The organism is Pseudoalteromonas sp. S2893, from assembly GCF_005887105.1.
Classification (GTDB): domain Bacteria; phylum Pseudomonadota; class Gammaproteobacteria; order Enterobacterales; family Alteromonadaceae; genus Pseudoalteromonas; species Pseudoalteromonas atlantica.
On record NZ_PNCY01000010.1, the window covers coordinates 200851 to 223517 of the forward strand.

Annotated in this window: 19 protein-coding genes; 2 read left to right on the forward strand and 17 right to left on the reverse strand. The window is 41.7% G+C overall.

Translation table 11 applies throughout. The features are described from left to right. Positions 1 to 16: 16 nt before the first annotated feature. The 7 genes from CWC04_RS06525 to rplU all read right to left on the reverse strand — a co-directional run bounded on the left by CWC04_RS06525 (position 17) and on the right by rplU (position 5704). The gene (locus CWC04_RS06525; RefSeq protein WP_055252698.1) at positions 17 to 490 is read right to left on the reverse strand and encodes a peroxiredoxin; all 474 of its coding nucleotides are present in this window, start codon (positions 488 to 490) and stop codon (positions 17 to 19) included. Between the two features lie 70 nt (positions 491 to 560). Further along, on the reverse strand, positions 561 to 2486 hold the full coding sequence (locus tag CWC04_RS06530) for a methyl-accepting chemotaxis protein (RefSeq protein WP_138684936.1): 1926 nt from the start codon (positions 2484 to 2486) through the stop codon (positions 561 to 563). Between the two features lie 324 nt (positions 2487 to 2810). Further along, positions 2811 to 3188 (reverse strand): DUF3718 domain-containing protein, encoded by a 378-nt coding sequence (locus CWC04_RS06535; protein WP_126008266.1) that lies wholly within the window; start codon positions 3186 to 3188, stop codon positions 2811 to 2813. A 78-nt stretch (positions 3189 to 3266) separates the two neighbouring features. Next, entirely contained in the window at positions 3267 to 3758 is a 492-nt protein-coding gene (gene folA, locus CWC04_RS06540; RefSeq protein ID WP_004587924.1) for a type 3 dihydrofolate reductase, read from the reverse strand. Between the two features lie 72 nt (positions 3759 to 3830). Beyond that, entirely contained in the window at positions 3831 to 4982 is a 1152-nt protein-coding gene (gene cgtA / locus CWC04_RS06545) for an Obg family GTPase CgtA (RefSeq protein WP_004587923.1), read from the reverse strand. A gap of 136 nt (positions 4983 to 5118) precedes the next feature. Continuing rightward, positions 5119 to 5376 carry a 50S ribosomal protein L27 gene (rpmA, locus tag CWC04_RS06550; RefSeq protein WP_004587922.1) on the reverse strand — a complete coding sequence of 86 codons (258 nt, stop codon included), beginning with the start codon at positions 5374 to 5376 and terminating at the stop codon, positions 5119 to 5121. Between the two features lie 16 nt (positions 5377 to 5392). Continuing rightward, positions 5393 to 5704, reverse strand: a complete 312-nt coding sequence (gene rplU, locus CWC04_RS06555; protein ID WP_004587921.1) for a 50S ribosomal protein L21 — start codon at positions 5702 to 5704, stop codon at positions 5393 to 5395. A 421-nt stretch (positions 5705 to 6125) separates the two neighbouring features. On the opposite strand from rplU, the gene ispB reads away from it, so the two are divergent. Continuing rightward, positions 6126 to 7097, forward strand: coding sequence for an octaprenyl diphosphate synthase (ispB, locus tag CWC04_RS06560; protein ID WP_054982281.1), 972 nt, complete (start codon positions 6126 to 6128; stop codon positions 7095 to 7097). A gap of 94 nt (positions 7098 to 7191) precedes the next feature. Here ispB and mdh read toward each other — a convergent pair whose 3' ends face one another. After that, the gene (gene mdh / locus CWC04_RS06565) at positions 7192 to 8124 is read right to left on the reverse strand and encodes a malate dehydrogenase (RefSeq protein ID WP_138684937.1); all 933 of its coding nucleotides are present in this window, start codon (positions 8122 to 8124) and stop codon (positions 7192 to 7194) included. A gap of 225 nt (positions 8125 to 8349) precedes the next feature. Between mdh and argR the strand changes: the two genes are divergently transcribed. After that, positions 8350 to 8817, forward strand: a complete 468-nt coding sequence (argR, locus tag CWC04_RS06575; protein WP_004587918.1) for a transcriptional regulator ArgR — start codon at positions 8350 to 8352, stop codon at positions 8815 to 8817. Here the strand turns inward: argR and CWC04_RS06580 are convergent. From CWC04_RS06580 to pdhR, 9 genes are all read right to left on the reverse strand, one after another. Next, positions 8814 to 9713, reverse strand: a complete 900-nt coding sequence (locus CWC04_RS06580; protein WP_138684938.1) for a Dyp-type peroxidase — start codon at positions 9711 to 9713, stop codon at positions 8814 to 8816. The two genes, argR and CWC04_RS06580, sit on opposite strands and share 4 nt — an antisense overlap. 43 nt (positions 9714 to 9756) lie before the next feature. After that, complete coding sequence (locus CWC04_RS06585; RefSeq protein WP_138684939.1) at positions 9757 to 10803, reverse strand: ABC transporter ATP-binding protein; 1047 nt, start codon at positions 10801 to 10803, stop codon at positions 9757 to 9759. Further along, on the reverse strand, positions 10804 to 12435 hold the full coding sequence (locus CWC04_RS06590; protein ID WP_138684940.1) for an ABC transporter permease: 1632 nt from the start codon (positions 12433 to 12435) through the stop codon (positions 10804 to 10806). It abuts the gene before it with no gap. Further along, on the reverse strand, positions 12435 to 13439 hold the full coding sequence (locus tag CWC04_RS06595) for an extracellular solute-binding protein (protein WP_138684941.1): 1005 nt from the start codon (positions 13437 to 13439) through the stop codon (positions 12435 to 12437). Before CWC04_RS06595 ends, CWC04_RS06590 begins: the two co-directional genes overlap by 1 nt. Positions 13440 to 14214: 775 nt before the next feature. Beyond that, positions 14215 to 14901 carry a tRNA-uridine aminocarboxypropyltransferase gene (locus tag CWC04_RS06600; protein ID WP_055252683.1) on the reverse strand — a complete coding sequence of 229 codons (687 nt, stop codon included), beginning with the start codon at positions 14899 to 14901 and terminating at the stop codon, positions 14215 to 14217. A gap of 200 nt (positions 14902 to 15101) precedes the next feature. Further along, positions 15102 to 16529, reverse strand: coding sequence for a dihydrolipoyl dehydrogenase (lpdA, locus tag CWC04_RS06605; protein ID WP_126008273.1), 1428 nt, complete (start codon positions 16527 to 16529; stop codon positions 15102 to 15104). Between the two features lie 175 nt (positions 16530 to 16704). Beyond that, a complete protein-coding gene (aceF, locus tag CWC04_RS06610) occupies positions 16705 to 18615 on the reverse strand; it encodes a pyruvate dehydrogenase complex dihydrolipoyllysine-residue acetyltransferase (protein ID WP_138684942.1) in 1911 nt (636 codons plus the stop codon). Positions 18616 to 18625: 10 nt separating this feature from the next. After that, entirely contained in the window at positions 18626 to 21292 is a 2667-nt protein-coding gene (gene aceE / locus CWC04_RS06615; RefSeq protein WP_024031395.1) for a pyruvate dehydrogenase (acetyl-transferring), homodimeric type, read from the reverse strand. 90 nt (positions 21293 to 21382) lie between these two features. After that, positions 21383 to 22132 (reverse strand): pyruvate dehydrogenase complex transcriptional repressor PdhR, encoded by a 750-nt coding sequence (gene pdhR / locus CWC04_RS06620; protein ID WP_004588597.1) that lies wholly within the window; start codon positions 22130 to 22132, stop codon positions 21383 to 21385. Positions 22133 to 22667: the final 535 nt, after the last annotated feature.

The following is a 22667-nucleotide window of genomic DNA, read 5'->3' on the forward strand; positions in this document are numbered from 1 at the left end:
GGCTTTAATAAAGCGATTATAGTTTTTCTAACACAGACTCAGCACGGCTTACTGAAAACTCTTTGTCTTTTTCAACAAACAGTCCTGTTACTACATTATCGTCGACTATCATTGCATAGCGCGTAGAGCGTGTTCCACCAAAACTGCCGGTGTCTTTATCAAGCCCTAACGCTTTAGTAAAACTGCCATCGCCATCTGCTAACATATCGATTTGTTGGGCATTTTGAGATTCTCCCCACGCTTTCATTACAAAAGCATCGTTAACCGATACACAGTAAATTGCCGCAATACCTTTTGCTTTAATTTTATCACTAAGGGTTATAAATTCAGGTAAATGCGCATTTGAACAGGTAGGCGTAAATGCACCCGGTACAGCAAAAAGCACAACCTTTTTACCATTAAAAAGCTCAGCGTTAGTATGAGTTTGCATGCCTTCGTCAGTTAGCTGCGTTAATGTAACTGCGGGTAACGTTTGACCTTGTTCAATCATGATAAATCCTTAAAGCATTTGATTAATGAGCCTACAGTATAACGCTAATTACCTTTGTGTTAGCAGGTATTTACAAGCCAAGGTTTACTTTTATGGTTTGCATTTGCTGTTGTAACTGGCTATGAATATCGTCAACAAGTAAGCTTGATTCGCTTACTTGGCCTTTCATACTTTGCATTGACTGGCTAAAGTTATCTAGCAAATTACTTTGCTGTTTAGCCAGCTCCATGGCCTCAAATGCCACTTTGTTGGCTTGCTGAGCGTTATCGGCCACGCCCTCTGAGTTTACTTTTAGCTCTTGCGCATTTTGTGTTTGCGACTGCGCGCCATCTGCTAAGGCCGCAATTTGTGTAGATACTGTGCCCGACTTTTCGCTCAGTAGTGTGAGCTGCTCATTAATATCGCTCAATGAGCCTTGAGTTTGACGGGCAAGCTGGCGTACTTCATCAGCTACAACAGCAAAGCCTCGGCCATGCTCGCCAGCACGTGCTGACTCAATTGCTGCATTTAACGCTAGTAGGTTTGTTTGATCGGCAATATTGCGGATCACTTCAATAATTTGCCCAACGCCTTCAACCCCCGCAAGCAGCTCTTGTAGGTTTTGCATACTTTGCTCAACCCGTGTTTGCGTGTCTGAACTGGCACTTAGCATGCTTTGTGCAAAGCCTAAACTTTGCTCCATTGCACTAAAAGTGTGTTGGGCGTTATCAGCCACTTGGGCATTAATATTATTTACCTGCTCGCCAATTTGTTGAATATCAGCAAGCAAATGTTGGTTTTGCTCCACTTGCCCATGACTTGTAGACGCTTTTTGACTAATAGTTTGCAAATGCTCACTCATTTGCTGCATAAAATCATTTACCACTTTTAGCATTTGGGCACGCTCTTGCGCCTCTTTGCGCTGTCGTTCAATTAATAAATTAAAGTAACTGGCTATTTCGCCAACCTCTGTTTTTGGGTTCTTACTTTCAATGTTTTTAAGCTCGTTACTTTCAATTAAAAAGGCAAACCCGTCTCTGAGTTGTCTTAATGGGTTGAGCACTTGGTTACGCTGCACAATATAAACCCCTGCGGCTAGCATCACCAAAGCGCCAATAGCAAAGCAAAATACCCAAAATACGTTTTCTTTAAGCGCCCCTTGTGCGTGTTTTAGTTGCTGCTCTGCATTAATAACGGTTTTAGAGAGCAAGCTAATTTGCTCACGCAATTCATTGGTGCCCGCTTCACGTTGCTGAGCTTGCGCTAAAGTACTGGCTAAATCGCGGGGGTAGCGGTTAGGCCAGCTGGTAATTTCAGATTTTATTTCATCGGCCAAATCTTCAGCTTCTTCGTCAAAAAATAAAGCATCTTCGTCAACCTCGCTCATAACACCTAAATTAGGGAGTTGCTCTATTTTGCCTGCTAACGCATTTAAATTAGCAATACTTTGCTGCAAACTTTGTTCAGTATTGCTGTCGTAACTTACGATTAGTTGATAAGTAAATAAGGCAAGGTTGGTCACCTCGTTATAGTAATCAGCGCCCAGTGTGTAATAAGCTTGCGCATCGCTATTTTGATTAGGGGATTTTTTTGCATAACCAATCAGTGACGAGGCTGAGCCGGCCATTTGGCGAATTGCATTATCAAGTAACGCCGTTTCGTTGCCCGACAATTTACCCAGCGCTCTGTACTTACCTTTAATATCGGTATCTAACGTGCTGAGCTGCTCATTTAATTGCTCGGCAAGTACCGAGGGGAGTACTGTGAGTTGCTGTGTTTTTACTTGCTCAATTAGGGCTGATGATTGATTTAAGTATTGGCTATCACCTTGTTCTAGATAACTGCCTAAGTCACCGGCTAAATCCACTAAAATAGTGTTTTTTAATTTACTGTATGCGCTGTCTTGTTGCTCAAGCTTAAGTAAAGTTTGGCTTGCCCAAAATAGTGTGATGGCTAATAAAATACTTGCCAATGTTAACAGTATGGCTAACAGCCGAGTAAAAGATGATACGCGCATAAATAACAACCCCTATTGTTTAAGCGCGTAGACTATTAACTATTTATGACAATTTTATGTAACTCAGGGAAAACACGTATATTTGCGGCAAATATACGAGTAAAGGCTTAGCGAATACAGCGCCTTTATTAAACCAACCGACTTAAATTTATATGCTATTAAAGATAAGAAACGCAGGTTAATTACAAGGTGAGAGTTTCATCACTTAAGGTTCAAATTAAAATAGGCTTAATACAGCTATCACCATTACTAAAGCGCTGCGTATTAGCTAACGCCAGGCACAAAAAAACCGCGACCCGCGCGGTTTTTATTTTATTGTGTTAATTAAAGGCCAGCACGGTCTTTAATTACAGCAATTAACGGTGAGCCACCGTGGCCATTGCCTTCGGCCCATGCTATATCAGCGCCATCAGACAGTGCGCTTTTTGATAAGTTTTTAACTATGTACTCGCCCGAGTCAACAGCGTTACTAACTACAGCATGGCGAAGTAAATTATTACCATTACATTGAATAGCATCGTAAATATTGCGAATTTTTACACGTGAGCTTTTTAGTTTACTACGTAAACGGTTTTTATCATCAGCTGTGATATATTCACAAATAGATACTGCTAATTGATCATTGGCTTTAGCAGGCACGGTATACATTAACGAACCAGCAGCAACGGCTGTAATAACAATTAGCTTTGACAATTTAAACATGAAACACCCTTTATGGTACTTTTTACCTATGTTGATTGTCTAATATTGTACCAACCTGCTGTAAGTTTCGCAATAATGTTAATCTTTTTTATATAAAGTTACGAATTTATAACTATATTGATTCTTTTCATCGGGTTTATTTGCCTGTTCGTCGACGTTTTCCCACGTTGCTACCGCTTGGTAATCTGGAAACTGCGTATCCCCTTCAACCTCTAAATCTATAAAGGTTAAATATAAACGATCGGCACTTGGTAAAAACTGCTGATAAATATTACCACCGCCAATTATCATCACCTCTTCTTCGGCTTTTACCAGCTCTAGCGCAGCCTCTGGGGTGGTGACCGTCTCAATACCTTGAGCGCTATACTGGCTATTACGGGTAATAATTATGTTGCGACGCCCAGGTAAAGGACGACCTATCGATTCAAATGTTTTACGCCCCATAACGACAGGTTTGCCTGTTGTTACCTTTTTAAAATGCTGTAGATCGGCGGGTAAATGCCACGGCATTTTATTATCAAGACCAATTACACGGTTGTTTGCCATTGCGGCGATCATTGAAATTATCACATCAAATACCTAGTACTTTATTCTTAAAAAATAAAAAAGGAGCTTATGCTCCTTTTTAAAATATGTTTTTCATTAACGCTCGTAGACCACTTCTACATCGTAGTCGTCTTCATCCCAGTCGTCCCAATCATCATCATCGCCTTTGGTTGCTTTTTGATGGTAGGTATCCCACTTGAACTCAACTTCTTCGTCTTCAATCTCAACGAACTTCTCTTTAGGCATGCTATCAAGTAATGCCATAATATCGTGAATTAATGGCTGAGTATTAAGCTTATTGACTGCTGAAATACGGTAAACGTTTTCTTCTTCACCTAGCTCTTGCGCAATTTGCTCACACAAAGCTTGCGCTTCATCTTCTGGTAATAAGTCTATTTTATTAAACACTAACCAGCGTGGCTTTTCAGCAAGCTTAGGGCTGTATTGGTGTAACTCGTTAATAATGGCAAATGCATTATCAACAGGGTTTGAACCATCAACAGGCATAACATCAATCACGTGTAACAATACACGACAACGCTCTAAATGCTTCAAAAAGCGAATACCTAGGCCAGCACCGTCTGAGGCACCTTCAATTAAGCCCGGAATATCGGCTATTACAAACGATTTGTTAGCCTCTGGGCGCACCACCCCTAAATTAGGAATTAGCGTGGTAAACGGGTAATCAGCGACTTTTGGCTTTGCTGCCGATACACTGCGAATAAACGTTGATTTACCTGCATTTGGCAACCCTAATAGGCCTACATCGGCAAGTAGCATAAGCTCTAATTTAAGGTTACGAACTTCGCCTGGAGTACCTAACGTTTTTTGACGTGGAGCACGGTTAGTACTTGATTTAAAACGTGCATTCCCCAAGCCATGGAAACCACCTTTTGCAACCACAATTTTTTGACCATGCTGCGTTAAATCGCCTAACGCCTCTTGAGTGTCAACGTCGGTAATACGTGTACCCACAGGTACTTTTACTACCAAGTCTTCGCCCTTTTTACCTGTACAGTTACGGCTTTGACCATTCGTACCACGCTCTGCACGGTGAAAACGCTCAAACTGGTAATCAATTAGGGTATTTAAGTTTTCATCAGCTTGTAGATAAACACTACCACCGTCTCCACCGTCACCGCCGTCCGGGCCACCGTCTGGTACATATTTTTCTCGACGGAAAGACACGACACCGCTGCCGCCGTCACCAGCTTCTGCGCGAATTTCTACTTCATCTACAAACTTCATGATTACTCACTTTAGGGATTGGCTTTAATTTAACTATTATATACCCAAGCCAACGTAAATGCAGGCTTGGGTATATATTTGACGTTTCTGAAAACAAAAAACCCCGCAAAGGCGGGGTTTTTTACTACCTTACTGATTACTCAGCTACGATAGTTACGTATTTACGGTTTAAAGGACCTTTTTGTTCAAATTGAACTTTACCATCTGCTTTTGCGAAGATAGTGTGGTCTTTACCGATACCTACGTTTGCGCCAGCGTGGAAACGAGTACCACGTTGACGAACAATGATGCTACCCGCTAGAACTGATTCGCCACCAAAACGCTTAACACCTAGGCGTTTGCTTTCTGAATCGCGACCGTTACGAGTACTACCAGCTGCTTTTTTATGTGCCATTTCTAAGTACCTCTAATTAAGCGCTAATGCCAGTGATTTTAACTTCAGTGAACCATTGACGATGGCCCATTTGCTTACGAGAATGCTTACGGCGTCTAAATTTAACAACCTTAATCTTCTCACCGCGACCATGTGAAACAACCTCAGCTGTTACTTTACCACCGTTTACGAACGGTACACCGATCTCGATTTTCTCACCATCAGCAACTAAAAGTACTGAATCAAATTCAACTGCTGCACCAGTTTCAACGTCTAATTTTTCAAGACGAATCGTTTGACCTTCAGTCACACGATGCTGTTTACCACCACTTTGGAAAACCGCGTACATAATTAACTCCGTCTGTGCGCCCTCAAATCGACGCAACTAAAATATTCTTCGATAGGGCGCGAAGTTTACGCTAATGCATAAAAACTAGCAAGCCTATTTTGTAATTAAAATGAATAAAAAGTAGCTGCATTGAGAGCAATTCAATATTTCCCCCATTTTATATTAAATTGCCCTGTTGCCAAGCGCTTTTTAGTGCAAAGACAAAATAAATTTACGTGTCGCTATGCCTACTCCAGAACCCATTGACTGCGCAATAAATAGTCGCGCTTTGAGTGTGAAATATACAATTAAATACCCTAATTAAGCGCTAATTAAGGTTTTTAACTCGGTTTTTTTAATGAATCGTCACAAAATATCGAGCTAGTGCTTTTTTTGTTGTACAATCGGCGCCGTTCACACATAAAAATTGGCTCGGAGATCAATGGATATAAAAGCTATCCAGGCGTTAATCGAAAGCGATATGAATGACGTCAATCAACTTATACACGCGCAAATGCGCTCAGATGTGGCGTTAGTCAATCAACTTGGTTTGTACATCGTTAACAGCGGCGGCAAACGCGTACGCCCGATGCTGGCAATATTGGCAGCAAGAGCTTTGGGTTACCAAGGTAAAGATCACATTACTTTGGCAACGATTGTTGAATTTATTCATACTGCAACACTATTACATGATGATGTTGTTGATGAATCTAACCTGCGCCGTGGTACACCAACTGCAAATGCCGAGTTTGGTAATGCTGCCAGCGTGCTGGTTGGGGATTTTATTTACACCCGCTCGTTTCAACTTATGGTGGGGCTGGGCAAAATGCAAATTATGCAAGTGCTTGCTGATGCCACCAACGTGATTGCTGAGGGCGAAGTATTGCAACTTATGAATTGCAACGACCCTAATACCACCGAAGCAAGTTACATGCAGGTTATTTACTCTAAAACGGCTAAATTATTTGAAGCCGCTACAGGGCTTGCGGCTATTATTACCGAGCAAGATAACAGTGTGTTAGATGCGCTTAATTTATATGGTATGCACTTAGGTACTGCTTTTCAGTTAGTTGATGACGTGCTTGATTACAACGCAGACGCTGACCAATTAGGTAAAAATATTGGTGATGATTTAGCAGAAGGTAAGCCAACCTTACCGCTAATATATGCGATGAAGCACGGCAGTGATCAGCAAAGAGCCCTTATTCGTGATGCCATTGAGCATTGCAATGGTATGGATAACCTTGAGGCTATTTTAACGGCACTTAAACAAACCAACGCACTTGAATTTACAATGCAAAAGGCGCAGCAAGAAGCAGACAAGGCCATTGCCTGTTTAGACTTTTTAGCAGAGTCGCAGTACAAGCAAGCGTTAATAAGCTTAGCGCGTATAGCTGTAGAGCGAGATCACTAACTTTGCAGCCTCCCTTAATTAGTATTTAAGGGCCATAATTTTCGAGCAATAAAAAAGCCTGCATAAGCAGGCTTTTTTGTGCATAACTTGGCTATTACGCCATGAAATCAACACCTTCTTTGATGTCTTTTTTCAGAGTTTCAAGCATGTCGTTTTTAGCTTTTTCTTCAAATGCGCTTAGCTCGCCGTAAGAAAGAATTTCTTCTACGCCGTTTGTGCCTAAACGTACTGGGTGAGCAAAGTACTCTGCATCGCCATTTTCAACAGCAACGTATGCGTAATCTACTACGTCTTCACCTTGTAGGCCTTTAACTAAAGACATACAAAAACGTGCTGCAGCAGCACCCATAGATAATGTAGCTGAACCACCGCCCGCTTTAGCATTTACTACTTCAGTACCTGCATTTTGGATACGTGGAGTAAGTGAAGCTACTTCTTCTTCAGTGAAGCTTACGCCTTCAACTTGAGAAAGTAGAGGCAGAATGGTTGTGCCAGAGTGGCCACCAATTACTGGTACTTTAACGGTTGCTACGTCTACGCCTTTAAGCTCAGCAACAAATGCTTCTGAACGAATTACGTCAAGCGTAGTGATACCAAATACGCGCTTAGCATCGTAAGTACCTGCTTTTTTGAATACTTCAGCAACAATTGGTACAGTGCCGTTTACTGGGTTAGTGATAACACCCACTAACGCCTTAGGACAGCTAGCTACAATGCCTTCTGCTAATGTTTTGATGATACCTGCGTTTACGTTAAATAAATCCGCACGATCCATACCTGGTTTACGTGGCATACCCGCTGGGATAAGTACGATATCACACCCTTCAAGCGCTTTATTTAAATCGTCTGCGCCAAAACCTGCCACTTTAACATCTGTAGGGATGTGAGATAGGTCAACCGCAACACCTGGTACAACTGGTGCAACATCGTAAAGTGATAATTCAGAACCAGCTGGTAAGCCTGTTTTTAATAATAAAGACAACGCTTGACCGATACCGCCTGCAGCACCTAATACAGCAACTTTCATTGGAATTCTCCGTAATTTGAGGTAGGAAATATTTGTGGCTCTTAAGATAATGAAATTAGCGACTAAAAACAAATTTATCCTGCTTATTTCAGGTATATTTTCGACCATAGTTGTAAACTTTGTTGGTTTATCGCAGCAAACTGGCAAGTTAACTAAACAACTGCTGCATAATTATTCATTTTTGTGTAGAATTTGCATTATAAATAACAAAAATGAATAAAGACTATGCAACCACAAGACAAACAAGAAGCGCTGGTAAAAGCGTTTAAAGCACTTTTAAAAGAAGAGAACTTTGGCTCGCAAGGCGAAATAGTCGAAGCATTAAAAGAGCAAGGCTTTGACAATATAAGCCAAAGTAAGGTGTCGCGCATGCTTAGCAAGTTTGGCGCTGTGCGTACCCGTAATGCTAAACAAGAAATGGTTTATTGCCTACCCGCAGAAATGGGCGTACCGACTGCTAAAAGCCCACTACGCCAGCTTGTTATTGATATTATGCATAACGAAATGATGATTATTATAACCACCAGCCCAGGCGCTGCGCAGTTAATTGCCCGCTTATTAGACTCACTAGGCAAAGCTGATGGTGTATTGGGCACAATTGCCGGAGATGACACTATTTTTATTGCGCCAGCAAAAATATCTGAAATAGACATTACACTAGAGCGCGTACGTATTTTATTTGATACGGTTTAAAGCTGTTTTAAAAAACTAACTGACGGCGCAAAAAACGCTGAGCCCATATCGGCTTGAGTAAAATCAAGCCAGTGGTCGTAACACTCCCCTTTTCCTATGCGGCTGTTAAGTACCTTTTCAAACGCATTCCCCGATGCTGAGCATGTAATACTTAGCATGCCTTGCTCGTAAACATCGCCATACGGCATGCTTTGGTTAAGCAGTATTGCTTGGCCGCTCTCATCTTTGAGCTCACTTCTAGTCGCGTGGCTCGTATCTACCTTAGGCTCAATTAAGGTGTTATCTAAACGTGTGCGCCCCATAATGTGCTCTTGCTCGCTTAGTGATAAATGCTGCCATACACTCAGGTCATGCTTATAACGCTGTACATGAATATAGCTGCCTTGGTGTTCAAAGCTCTCGGGGTTATTAACCAGTGCCGTGATTCGTTTTTGGCGTCCATGTGGGGTGTCGCCTGCATAAATAAAGCCGTTAAAGTCTCGCCCATCTAAAAACCTAAAATTGCGAATTTGTTCAACCAGCTCTACATCGGGCGAAAACAACTTTAATATTTGCAATGCAAAAAGGTGATTAACATCTTCTCGGTCTGAGCGAATTTGTATGAATAAATCACATGGCTGTACGCGCATAACAAAATCACTGTGATTTATATTAGGAAAGCTTTGCAGCTCGCTTGGGATATATTCAGGTAGTATATGCGGCCAATATTGCGCGCCTATAGCCACCATGCACGAAAGCATGGCTTCGGAGAACTGATCACTAAACTCTTCTTCAATTGCGCTTACGCGCTTAAGCTTTGCACGCAATGACTCGTCTTGACCATCAAATACATTAAAAAATAAATGCAAACCGTGTAAGTTTGCTTCAGCACAAATCCCAGATTGCGCTTGCGCCATTGTTATTCCTTAGCTTTATAAAACACAGCGAATAACACATTTGTTATGATTCGAAAAAATTCACCGTGTGAGGTTTTATTTTTATTATAACCTGCTCATTTATTTCAAATGACTGGCCATATTGTGCGGCAACTTCAATCTCTTGCTCTGCAATTACAACAGTGAAAACATAAGCCGAGCCTATAAACCGACGGCTTAAAATGCTCACACATTGAGGGTTATCGGCCTGCGTATTTTGCGCAAGCTCAATATGGTGTGGACGAATATACACCTGCCCTTTTATTGCACTGTGCGTATGCTCATGCTGCGATTGCACGACACCAAAAGGCGTTGCGTATTCAGTTGCCGTTAACACTTCTGCGACTAAGTATATGCCCTGACCCAGAAACTCTGCAACCTCCTTTGTCTTTGGCACGGCAAAAAGCTGCTCTGGTGTACCTTGTTGGGCTATTTTTCCTTGGTGCATAATGGCTAGCGTGTCTGAAAACGCAAAGGCTTCTTCTTTTGAGTGGCTAACAAATACCGCAGAAACCTGCTGCGCTTTAATAATGCGCCTAATATCAGCAATTAACTCAAAACGTACTTGTGTATCTATGTTCGAAAAAGGCTCATCAAGAAGCAATAAACTAGGCTTATAAGCCAAAGCCCGCGCAATAGCCACGCGTTGCTGCTGGCCGCCCGAGAGCTGATGAGGGTAGCGTTTTGCACACCCTGTTAAATGCACTAGCTCTAGCATTTCCTCTACCCGTTGCTGTTTTTGAACTTTGCTTATTTTACCCAGCCCAAACGCAATATTATCGGCCACACTGAGGTGCGGAAACAAGGCATAATCTTGAAACATCATCCCTATATTACGATGCTCTGGTGATACAAATGTATGCTTATCGCTTACACATTTGCCATCTATAAATACGCTACCTTCATTTATTTCAATAAGGCCAGCAATTGCTTTTAAGGTGGTTGTTTTACCGCAGCCGCTGGCCCCGAGCAAACACACAATTTCGTCTTGACCCACCGTTAAATCTAAATTGTGTAGCACGTGCGTGCCACTGTAGTGATAACCCACACCTTGTAAATTTAAACGGCTCATTTAACTGCGTTGCTCCATAGAACGATTAATAAAATACAAGGGGATCAACCCAACCAAAACAATAAATAAAGCGGAAATAGAAGCAAGCTCAAGCTGCTCATCGCTCACATATTGAAATACATGTGTGGCTAAACTTTCAAAGTCAAAAGGCCTTAATAGTAATGCGGCTGGCAGCTCTTTCATACACTCAATAAATACAAGCAATGCAGCTGTTAAAAGACCTCTACGTAATAAAGGAAGGTGCACTAAGCGCAGTGTTTGCCCTTGGCTTTTACCCATAGATTGGCTAGCCATATCCAGTGATGGACTAATACGTACAAAGCTCGATTCTATAGCACCGTGCGCAATGGCATAAAAGCGCACTAAGTAAGCCAGTATAATAGTGACAATGCTGCCGGTTAGTAATAAACCTATATCTAGGTTGTAGCTCTCAAGGGCTGTATTTATTGAGTTTTCTAATGCGCTAAGCGGTAATAACACAGCAATAGCCAGTACCGTACCTGGCAGTGCATAGCCGGTGCTCGCTAAGCGACCAGGTATTAAAGAATAGCCTTGCTTTGCCACACGCTGATAAAAAACGATGAGTGTAGCGAGTACTATGCTGATTACGCTTACAGTAATAGCTACTTTTAAACTTTGCCACGCGTAACTAAAAAATGCCGTGTTCCACGCTTTATCAAAGTAAGTTAATGCATAATTTAGCAATACCAACATAGGTATAATAAAAGCAATGAGCAAAATAACACTGCAAAATGACGTAGCCAGCCATGCATGTTTACCTTTAAGTTTATACAACGACTCGCTATTAACACCTGATTGACGCTCAAACACGGCTTGGTTACGCCGACTAAAGCGCTCCGCCATTAAAGCTAAAAACAGCAGTAACAGCATAACGCCCGATATTTTCGCTGCAGCCGTGAGTGAGTAATAACCAAACCATGTATCGTACACTGCGGTGGTTAAAGTGCTCACTGCAAAGTAACTTACCGTTGCATAGTCGGCCATGGTTTCCATGCTTATGAGCGCAAGGGCTGCCACAATTGAGCCACGAGAAAGCACTATACTTACCTTAAAAAAGCTTTGCCAAGGCGATAAACCCATTAATTGACTAGCTTGCACTAGCTTAAATGACTGCTCTCGCAGTGCGGTTTTAAAAATTAAAAATAAATACGGATACAGCACAAGTGCAATCATTACAATAGCGCCGGGCAAAGTGCGAATATCAAAAAACCAATAATCCGTTGGCGAGTGCCAATCAAACCAGTCTCTTAGGGCTATTTGCACAGGGCCTGCGTAATCTAGCAAATCGGTATACACATAAGCTATTAAATAGGTAGGCATTGCAAGGGGCAGCATAAGCGCCCATTCAAATTGCTTTTTTCCGGGGAAGGAGCAATACGCACTGAGCCAGCCAAGCGGTAGCGCAATTGCACAGCTAAGCAGGCATACGCCAAAAATAAGCAGTACGGTGTTAGTAATATAATCCCACAGCACGGTATCCCACAGATGAGAAAATACCTTTGAGTCGCCTTGTAAAGATTCATATATCAGAAAAAACAGCGGGGCCGACAATAAAAGCCCTGTCGACCAAGCAAAGAGCTGCCATTTAGACAGCTTAAATATAAAATTCATTAAAGGTCGAACTTCACCTCATCTATTAGCTTAAGGGCTAACGGACGATATTTACTGATCTCATCAAGTGCTAGGCCGTCTTCTTTAAAGCTTCCCCAAGAGGCCACTAAACTTGATAGCTCAACGCCTTGCTTAACCGGGTACTCCATATTTACTGAGGCATACATATTTTGTGCTTGGGTTTCGCTCATAAACTCAATAAGCTTAAGGGCATTATCAGGATTTTTTGCATATTTAGTAATGACAGCACCCGAAACATTTATGTGTGAGCCGCGATTTTGCTGATTAGGAAAATTAATATAAACAGACTCAGCCCACGCTTTTTGCTCGTCGTCTTGAAGCATTTTGCCAAGGTAGTAACTATTACCTAAAGCAAGATTACACAAACCTTCTTTTACCGCTTTTACCTGCGCGCGATCGTTCCCTTGTGGCTTACGTGCTAAATTAGCTTTAACACCTTCTAACCATGTTTTAGTTTTTTCCTCACCGTGATGAGCAATCATCGAAGCAACTAAGCCAAGGTTATAAGGATGCTTGCCAGAGCGTGTACAAATTTGTCCTTTGTACTGTGGGTTAGCCAAATCTTCGTAGGTGAGTTCAGGTAATGCACCTAGGCGCTCTTTTGATGAATACACATTGCGAACCCGCTTAGTTAATGCCACCCACTGCTCGTCGCTATCTCTATACGACGCAGGAATATTGTTTTTAATGCGATCACTTTTAATACTTTGCGTTAAATTTAGATCTTCTAGCTGAATAAGTGCACTAAAATTAGATGTTAATACTAAATCGGCTTTACTGTGTTTTCCTTCACGCTTAACACGCTCTATTAACCCTTTTTTTGCAAAAACCACATTCGTTTTAATGCCTGTTTGCTTAGTGAAGTCGGTTAAAATAGGTTGAATTAAAAACGGTTGACGAAAAGAGTAAATATTAACAACATCGCTCGCAAACGCAGGCGAAGCGCTAATAATACAAGTAAGTATAGCCAGTGCAGTTCTCATATCAATTTACCTAAATAGTAATTATTTACAGGGGATTTTATCGTGATAAGTGAAAATATACACTCTTTACATAAATGTAAATAAGTAATTAATGACCAAAAAGGAAATACCGCGTAAGACATCTCTTACAGAGATGACAGCTAATGAGTAAAAAAACCTATAACAACCCAGCGAAATCAACATAAACCATTGTTTTAATTCGATTTATTACAAACACTCATTTTTTATAAGTAAATCTATAGCCGTTTTAACCTATTTTAGTTGCACCAGCACGCTACAATTACTACATCAACCAAGCAGTGATGCTTATCGAGTAAAAGGAAATGGACTGCTTACTCGAACAACCAATGATTAGGTTACTACGGATAACACGGAAATTAGGACAGGCTCAGGATGAGTATCGCAATGGATTGTTGCACAAAGGAACGTATCAGGACGATACAGCAAGGATAACAACAGCGGATAGTTGTTTAACAGGATGTGATAGGAATTGAATGGACAGGCCCTTGAGGCAACACAATGGAATTGTAAATTAATGGACTGCACTAGGATGTGCCAAAAGGAATAGGTAATAGTTTTTACCACTACAGGATGTACAGGGATTTTAAGGAGATAGGCCCGGATAGCCTAAATTACATAGAACTAAAAAGTAATATCGTAATCACATGGATAAGTAAAAATTGGAGTTGATTAAGTTCAATTGCAGGATGCAAAATTAGAAGATTCCGCAAGCGCGCCTAGAGATAGAGCGCGCTTTTCTTTGCCTAAAATTAAGTTACTGTGGCCTGCCCTTATTTCGCTTACCAAGTAAGTACGCATCACGAAATTTTATAAAGTGCTGTTCAAGTTTTAAGGCGGCATCTTGCTCACCTGCGAGCGCTAACACCATAATGCCTACCTCAGCAGTGCCTAACTGGTATGCGTGAGGTGCAACGCGTAAACGGTAATCTGATAGTTTATCAGCGGTGATCGACAACACCGGTAGGTTATCTAGGTACGGGCTTTTGCGGATCATTTTTTTAGCTTCGCGCCAGGTGCCATCTAAAAATATAAATAATGGCTTTTTGCCAGGTTCAATGTTTACTTCGTTGGTTGCCCTGCCCGGCTCTACATCTTCAGCTGGAAATATCACCATAGGTTGATAATCAGCGTTGTTTAATAAGGCTAATAGCTCAGCGCTTGGTTCTGTTCTGTCCCATCTAAATGCATAGTTGTCAGGGACTATTTCAGCAATTAAACGCCCTGTGTTTGACGGTTTAAAGCTTTCATTATGATACATTAATAAACACACGCCAGCATCGCACTGCGCTTGTTCTACACCCTCACATATACAGTAATGCTTAGCAATTAAACACTGCTCACAGCGATCCATTTTGCCGCCACGGGCATTAAATTCGCGGCGCGATTCGCTAATTTGCTGAGCACGTAAAACTAATACTGAGTTATGTTGGGGATTTTTCAAGAGGGCTATTACCTAAAATTTGTTCGGCGCGTATTGTAGCTAAAATAAAAGGGAATAGATATCAGCTATCAGCTATCAGCTCAAAATAAAAAACGATACCAACAAAAGCTAGTTTTGTTTTAACTATTTTTTAATTGGCGGCTATAAAAACAAAAACCCAGCAAAAGCTGGGTTTTTAAAAACTAAATTAAAAAGTTAAATTACTTCTTCTTTTTAACTGCTTTTTTGTTTGGTAAATCAGTGATTGAACCTTCAAATACTTCAGCTGCAAGGCCGATAGATTCGTTCAATGTAGGGTGAGCATGAATTGTTAATGCGATATCTTCGCCATCAGCACCCATTTCAATACCTAGGCCGATTTCGCCAAGCATTTCGCCTGCGTTAATACCAACCATAGCACCACCAATGATACGACCACTGTCTTTATCAAAGATTAGTTTAGTTTGACCTTCTGTACGAGCAGATGCAATTGCACGACCTGAAGCAGCCCACGGGAATACCGCAGTTTCAATGCTTAAGCCTTGCTCTTTTGCTTCTTTCTCAGTAACACCTACCCATGCGATTTCTGGGTCAGTGTACGCAATTGAAGGAATACATTTAGGGTCGAAGAAGTGCTTCTGACCAGAGATAACTTCTGCAGCAACATGGCCTTCGTGTACCGCTTTATGCGCAAGCATAGGTTGGCCAACTAAGTCACCAATTGCGAAGATGTGGTTTACGTTAGTACGTAATTGCTTATCAACATTAATAAAGCCACGCTCATCAACGTTTACGCCTGCTTTATCTGCATCTAAAAGCTTACCATTTGGCGTACGGCCAACAGCTACAAGTACTTTGTCATAACGTACGGCATCAGCTGGAGCGTTTTTGCCTTCAAATGATACGTATAAGCCATCATCTTTCGCTTCAACGCCAACAACTTTAGTTGAAAGCATAACGTTGAACTTGTCTTTAACGTAGCGAGAGTAAATTTTAATTACGTCTTTATCAGCAGCTGGTACTAGTTGGTCTGCAAATTCTACAACATCAACTGTAGAACCTAATGAACGGTAAACTGTGCCCATTTCAAGGCCGATAATACCACCACCTAATACAAGTAGTTTTTCTGGTACATCTTTAAGCTCTAGTGCGCCAGTTGAATCAATTACACGGTCATCTTCTGGGATGAAAGGTAAGTTAACTGGTTGAGAACCTGCAGCAATAATTGCATTTTCGAAAGTGATAGTTGTTGTACCGTCAGCACCTTCAACAGCTAAAGTGTTGCTGCCAGTAAATTTACCGTAGCCATTTACTACTTTTACTTTACGCATTTTAGCCATACCGTCGATACCGCCAGTAAGCTTGCTTACTACAGAATCTTTCCAAGAACGGATTTTATCTAAATCAATTTGTGGCGCGCCAAACGAAACACCGTGAGATGACATTTCAGCCGCGTCATCAATCACTTTAGCTACGTGTAAAAGTGCTTTTGAAGGAATACAACCAACATTAAGACATACGCCGCCTAATGTTTCACGCGATTCTACTAATGTAACTTCTAAGCCCAAGTCAGCAGCACGGAAAGCCGCAGAGTAACCACCAGGACCACCGCCTAGTACAACAACTTGAGTTTTTAATTCGTTGCTCATGCTATTACCTTAATTGTTTGAACGGGACACAGCCCTAAAATTTAACTGCCATGTTTCTGCATGGGCAGAAAATCAGAGCAATTCACAGATAGTGCAAAGATTGTATCATTGCATATAGTAAAAATCCCAGCTAAAAACAACTGGCTGGGATTTGATTTTGTTCATATTGTAGCGATTACATCACTAACTGACGTATGTCGCTCATGTAGCTAGCAAGCGTTGCGGTAAAGCGTGCAGCTAGAGCACCGTCAATCACACGGTGATCGTACGACATAGAAAGCGGAACCATTAATTTTGGTTCAAAGTCTTTACCATTCCACTTAGGTTTCATTTCAGATTTAGATACACCTAAAATAGCCACCTCTGGTGCATTAACAATCGGCGTAAATGCCGTACCGCCAATACCGCCTAAGCTTGAAATAGTAAAACAGCCGCCTTGCATATCAGATGACGTTAACTTACCTTCACGCGCCTTTTTAGAAATATCCATCAGCTCGCGAGATAGTTCAATAATGCCTTTTTTGTCCACATCTTTAAATACTGGAACAACTAAGCCATTTGGCGTATCTACTGCAACACCAATATTGATGTACTTTTTAAGGATAAGGCTTTCACCGTCTTCAGACAATGACGAGTTAAACGTTGGGAACTCAGCAAGTACTTTAGCTACCGCTTTCATCACAAACACAAGTGGTGTGATTTTAACGCCAAGCTTTTTCTTCTCGCTTAACACGTTTTGTTCTTTACGGAACACTTCAAGGCTGGTGATATCAGCTTCGTCAAACTGTGTAACATGTGGGATTTGCACCCAGTTACGGTGTAGGTTTTTACCCGACAGCTTTTGAATACGCGATAGTTTTTTCTCTTCAATTTCGCCAAATTTAGCAAAATCTACTTTCGGCCACGGAATTAAGCCAAGCTCACCACCGCCTGCATTGCCTTTACCAGCAGGTAATTGGCCTGATTCAACTTGCTTAACTAGGTTTTTAACATAGTTTTGCACGTCTTCTTTAACTACACGGCTTTTACGCCCTGAGCCTTTAACGTTTGCTAAGTTAATACCAAACTCACGCGCTAAACGGCGAACAACTGGCGATGCATGGGCATACGCGCTGTTGTTTTCAAAACCTTCATCGCTTGCTTTAGCTGCAGGTGCTGCTTGAGCTGGCGCAGACTCGGTTTTTGCAGGTGCAGCCGCTGGCTTTTGCTCAGCCGGGGCTGCTGCTTTTGCTGGCGCACTGCCTGCAACTTCAAAAACAAACACAAGTGAGCCAGTTTTGACTTTATCGCCAGCGGCCACTTTAATTTCTTTAACGGTACCAGCAAACGGGGCTGGTACTTCCATTGCCGCTTTGTCGCCTTCAACGTTTAAGATAGATTGCTCTTCTTCAACCGTATCACCAACAGCAACCATGATTTCAGTTACTTCAACTTCATCATCGCCAATATCAGGCACGTTTACTTCTTTTGTGCTTGGCTCGGCGCTTTGAGCAGACTCTGCTGGCGCAGATTCTTGCTTTGGCGCATCTGATGCAGGTGCACTTGAGCCAGCAACTTCAAAAACAAACACTAAAGAGCCTGTTTTTACTTTGTCGCCTTCGGCTACTTTAATTTCTTTTACAGTACCGGCAAAAGGAGCTGGTACTTCCATAGATGCTTTATCGCCTTCAACACTTAAAATTGACTGCTCTTCACCTACGCTGTCACCAACAGCGACCATGATTTCTGTTACTTCAACTTCGTCGTCACCAATATCTGGTACGGTTACTTCTTTAGTTGAAGAACCTGAAGCTTCTGCAGGTGCAGATGCCTCAGTTTTAGCTGGCGCTTCTGGCTCACTTTGTGAACCTGACTCTTCGCCTTCAAAAATCATGATTAACGACCCTGTTGTGACCGTGTCGCCTTCGCTTACTTTAATTTCTTTGACTGTACCTGCTTGCGCAGCAGGTACTTCCATTGATGCTTTATCGCCTTCAACGGTTAGTAGCGATTGATCAACATCTACTTTGTCGCCAACGCTTACTAAGATTTCGGTTACTTCTACGTCATCGCCACCGATATCTGGTACATTAATTTCAATACTCATTGCAAACCTCTTATGCGTACAGTGGATTTAGTTTATTTGTGTCAATGTCGAACTTTTTAATTGCTTCAACAACCACTGACTTTTCAACATCACCACGTTTAGCAAGTTCAGATAACGTAGCAACAACCACGTAGCTTGCATTAACTTCAAAGTGACGACGTAAGTTTTCACGGCTATCAGAGCGTCCGTAACCATCTGTACCAAGCACTTTATAGTTGCTGCTTGGAATAAATGAACGCGCTTGCTCTGCGTAGTTTTTCATGTAGTCGGTCGCAGCAACAGTCACTGAGTCGTTTAATACGCTAGTGATGTATGGCGTTTTTTGCTCGCTTTCTGGGTTAAGCATGTTGAAACGCTCAACGTCTTGACCGTCACGGGTAAGCTCATTGAATGATGTTACTGAGTAAACATCAGAAGCAATACCGTACTCTTCGCTTAAAATGGCTGCAGCTTTGCGCACTTCAGTCATGATAGTACCTGAGCTTAATAGCTGTACGTTGGCTTTTTTACCTTCGTAGCTTTCAAGCTTGTAAATACCTTTACGAATACCTTCTTCAGCGCCTTCTGGCATTGCTGGTTGATGGTAGTTTTCGTTCATAAGCGTTAGGTAGTAGTAAATGTTCTCTTGGTTTTCACCGTACATACGACGAATACCATCTTGAATAATTACCGCTACTTCAAATGCGTACGTTGGGTCGTAAGAAATACAGTTAGGAACCGTATTTGCAAGAATATGGCTGTGACCATCTTCGTGCTGTAGACCTTCACCATTTAGTGTAGTACGTCCTGCTGTTGCACCTAATAAGAAACCACGTGCTTGCTGGTCACCCGCCATCCATGCCATGTCGCCAACACGTTGGAAACCAAACATAGAGTAGTAAATGTAGAATGGGATCATAGGTAAATCGTTAGTGCTGTAAGATGTTGCAGCAGCTACCCATGACGACATTGCACCTAGCTCGTTAATACCCTCTTGAAGTACTTGGCCTGATGTAGCTTCTTTGTAGTAAGAAACAATATCGCGGTCTTGAGGGGTGTAGTTTTGGCCATGTGGATTGTAAATACCGATTTGACGGAATAAACCTTCCATACCAAATGTACGTGCTTCATCAGCAATAATTGGCACAATGTTTTTGCCAATGCCTTTGTCTTTTAGTAACACGTTAAGTGCACGTACAAAGCCCATTGTGGTAGAAATATCACGTTTTTGCTCTTCAAGTAGCGGCTTAAATGCGTCTACTTCTGGCAGTTTTAGCTCTTCAGTAAATTTAGGAATACGTGTAGGTGTGTAACCTTTAAGTGCATCACGGCGAGCGTGTAAGTACTTGTATTCTTCTGAACCTTCTTCAAGCGTTAAGTATGGAAGATCTTTAATTTGCTCTTCTGATACTAAATCTTGTAGGCCTAAACGGTCACGTAAGTGTTCAACATGGCTCATGTCCATTTTTTTCACTTGGTGCGCAATGTTTTTACCTTCGGCCGCTTCACCCATGCCGTAACCTTTTACAGTTTTAGCAAGAATCACGGTAGGACGGTCGTTGGTTTGCTCAGCTTTTTTAAATGCAGCATAAAGTTTTGATGGCTCATGACCACCACGCTTAAGCGCAAAAATTTCGTCATCAGTCATATCTGCAACAAGTGCAGCTGTTTCTGGATAACGGCCAAAGAAATGCTCACGTACGTACGCGCCATCTTTCGCTTTATATGTTTGGTAATCACCATCAATTGTTTCGTTCATCAATTGTAGTAATTTACCTGATGTATCTTTAGCTAGCAGAATATCCCATCCGCTACCCCATACAACTTTAATTACGTTCCAACCAGCGCCTTTAAATAGGCCTTCTAGTTCTTGAATAATTTTACCATTACCCATTACTGGGCCATCTAAACGCTGTAAGTTACAGTTAATTAAGTAACATAGGTTGTCTAGCTTTTCACGTGCAGCAAAAGAGATTGCGCCGCGTGATTCTGGCTCATCCATTTCACCGTCACCTAAAAACGCGTATACACGTTGGTTTTTAGTGTCTTTTAAGCCACGGCCGTCTAGGTATTTTAAAAAGCGTGCTTGGTAAATAGACGCAATTGGACCTAAGCCCATAGATACCGTTGGGAACTGCCAAAATTCAGGCATTAATTTAGGATGCGGGTATGACGGTAAACCTTTACCATCTACTTCTTGACGGAAGTTATCAAGCTGCTCAGCCGTAAGACGACCTTCAACAAATGCACGCGCATAAATACCCGGAGAAATATGACCTTGGTAGTAAACTAAGTCACCGCCGTCTACCTCATTTGGCGCTTTGAAAAAGTGGTTAAAACACACTTCATAAAACGCAGCTGATGATTGGTAAGACGCCATATGGCCGCCTAAGTCGAGATCTTTTTTCGATGCACGTAATACAATCATGATTGCATTCCAACGAATAATCGAACGAATACGACGCTCAAGGTTTACATCCCCTGGGTACGCCGGTTCTTGATCTACTGGAATAGTATTAACGTAGTTAGTTGTTGTGCCAGTTGGCATATCAACGCCGTCTAAACGGGCTTGCTCTAACACTTGCTCAAGTAAATACTGAGCTCGTTCAACACCTTCTTCGCGCACAACTGATTCAAGAGCTTGTAACCACTCTTGTGTTTCTAGCGCGTCTACGTCAATTTTATTGACTTCAGACATATGGAGGTTTCCTTATGTTTAAAATACGAATGTTGTTAATTTAATACCACGTATACCTAATTTAGTGTGTTCTAAGTACAGCGTATTAGCTTAATTTTGTTTTGTGCGTCTTAAACTACGTTCAATTCGCGAATGCTCTTTACCCGCTTCAAGTAATGCTTCTTCAATAAAGGCTAAATGGGCATTACTTGCTAGTCGGGCTTGTTCTGGATTGCCCTCAATTACGGCATCCATTAATAAGCGCCGGTGCTGGGCTAATTGATTGCTAATATCTGGTTTTTTTAATAAAACCGTTAAGTTTTGCAATACATTTTGCTCCAGTAGCGCTTGCATGCCTCGCACTAAGTGAAGTAAAACCACGTTGTGTGAGGCTTCGGCTACACTAAAGTGAAACGCATTAATTGCTTTGGCTTTTAATTGTAAATCGTTATTAACTTGAGCAATTTTATCAAAGCTTTGTTTAACCTTGGTAAAATCGGTGCTGGTACCACGAAGCGCCGCATAATATGCAGCAATCCCTTCAAGTGCATGACGAAATTCAAGTAAATCGAACTGTGATTCAGGATGCTTACTGATCAAATCAAACAGCGGATCAGTGAGTCCCTCTTCAAGCTGATTTTTTACAAACGTGCCACCGCCTTGCCTGCGAGTGACCAAGCCTTTTGCTTCTAGCTTTTGGATAGCTTCACGCAGTGAGGGGCGAGACACCTCAAACTGTTTTGCTAGTTCGCGCTCTGGCGGCAGTTTTTCACCTGGCGCTAATGAGCCCTCAAGAATCATATTCTCAAGTTGCTGTAAAATAACATCAGATAACTTTGCTGCTTTAATCTTTAAAGACATTAATCAACGTCCACGTTGCATAAATACTAAAAAGCCTAATTTTGAAGGCCTAGAGCTTGACGATTTACCCAAAAGGTAAATTGGTCATACCAAAAATTTTCAATAAGGTATCAAAAAGGCAAATAACTGTCAATTTACGGGTTATTTGAGCAATTAGAGTAGCGTAACGCATTTTGAACGAAGTTCAAACAATGCACAATTGAGGTTGTTTTATTCAAACGTTAACAAGATGAAAACAAATGGTCTGACCAGAGTGGATTAGAATATTCACTCTAGTTGAATTTATTGAAGAAATTAATTTTTGAATTAGAGAAGGCCTTTGCTGCGGGCTTACCCCGCGACTAACACCCTCCCCCGATACTCATCCTAAACGAGGTACACATTGCGCGATGTAAAATCGCGACTACACAAAACCGTAGCAGCGGGTTTACCCCGCGACCAATTATCCTGCCGCGATACTCACCCTAAGAGAGATACACATTGCGCGATGTAAAATCGCGACTACGCAAGTCCATAAAAAATGCTACACATAAAA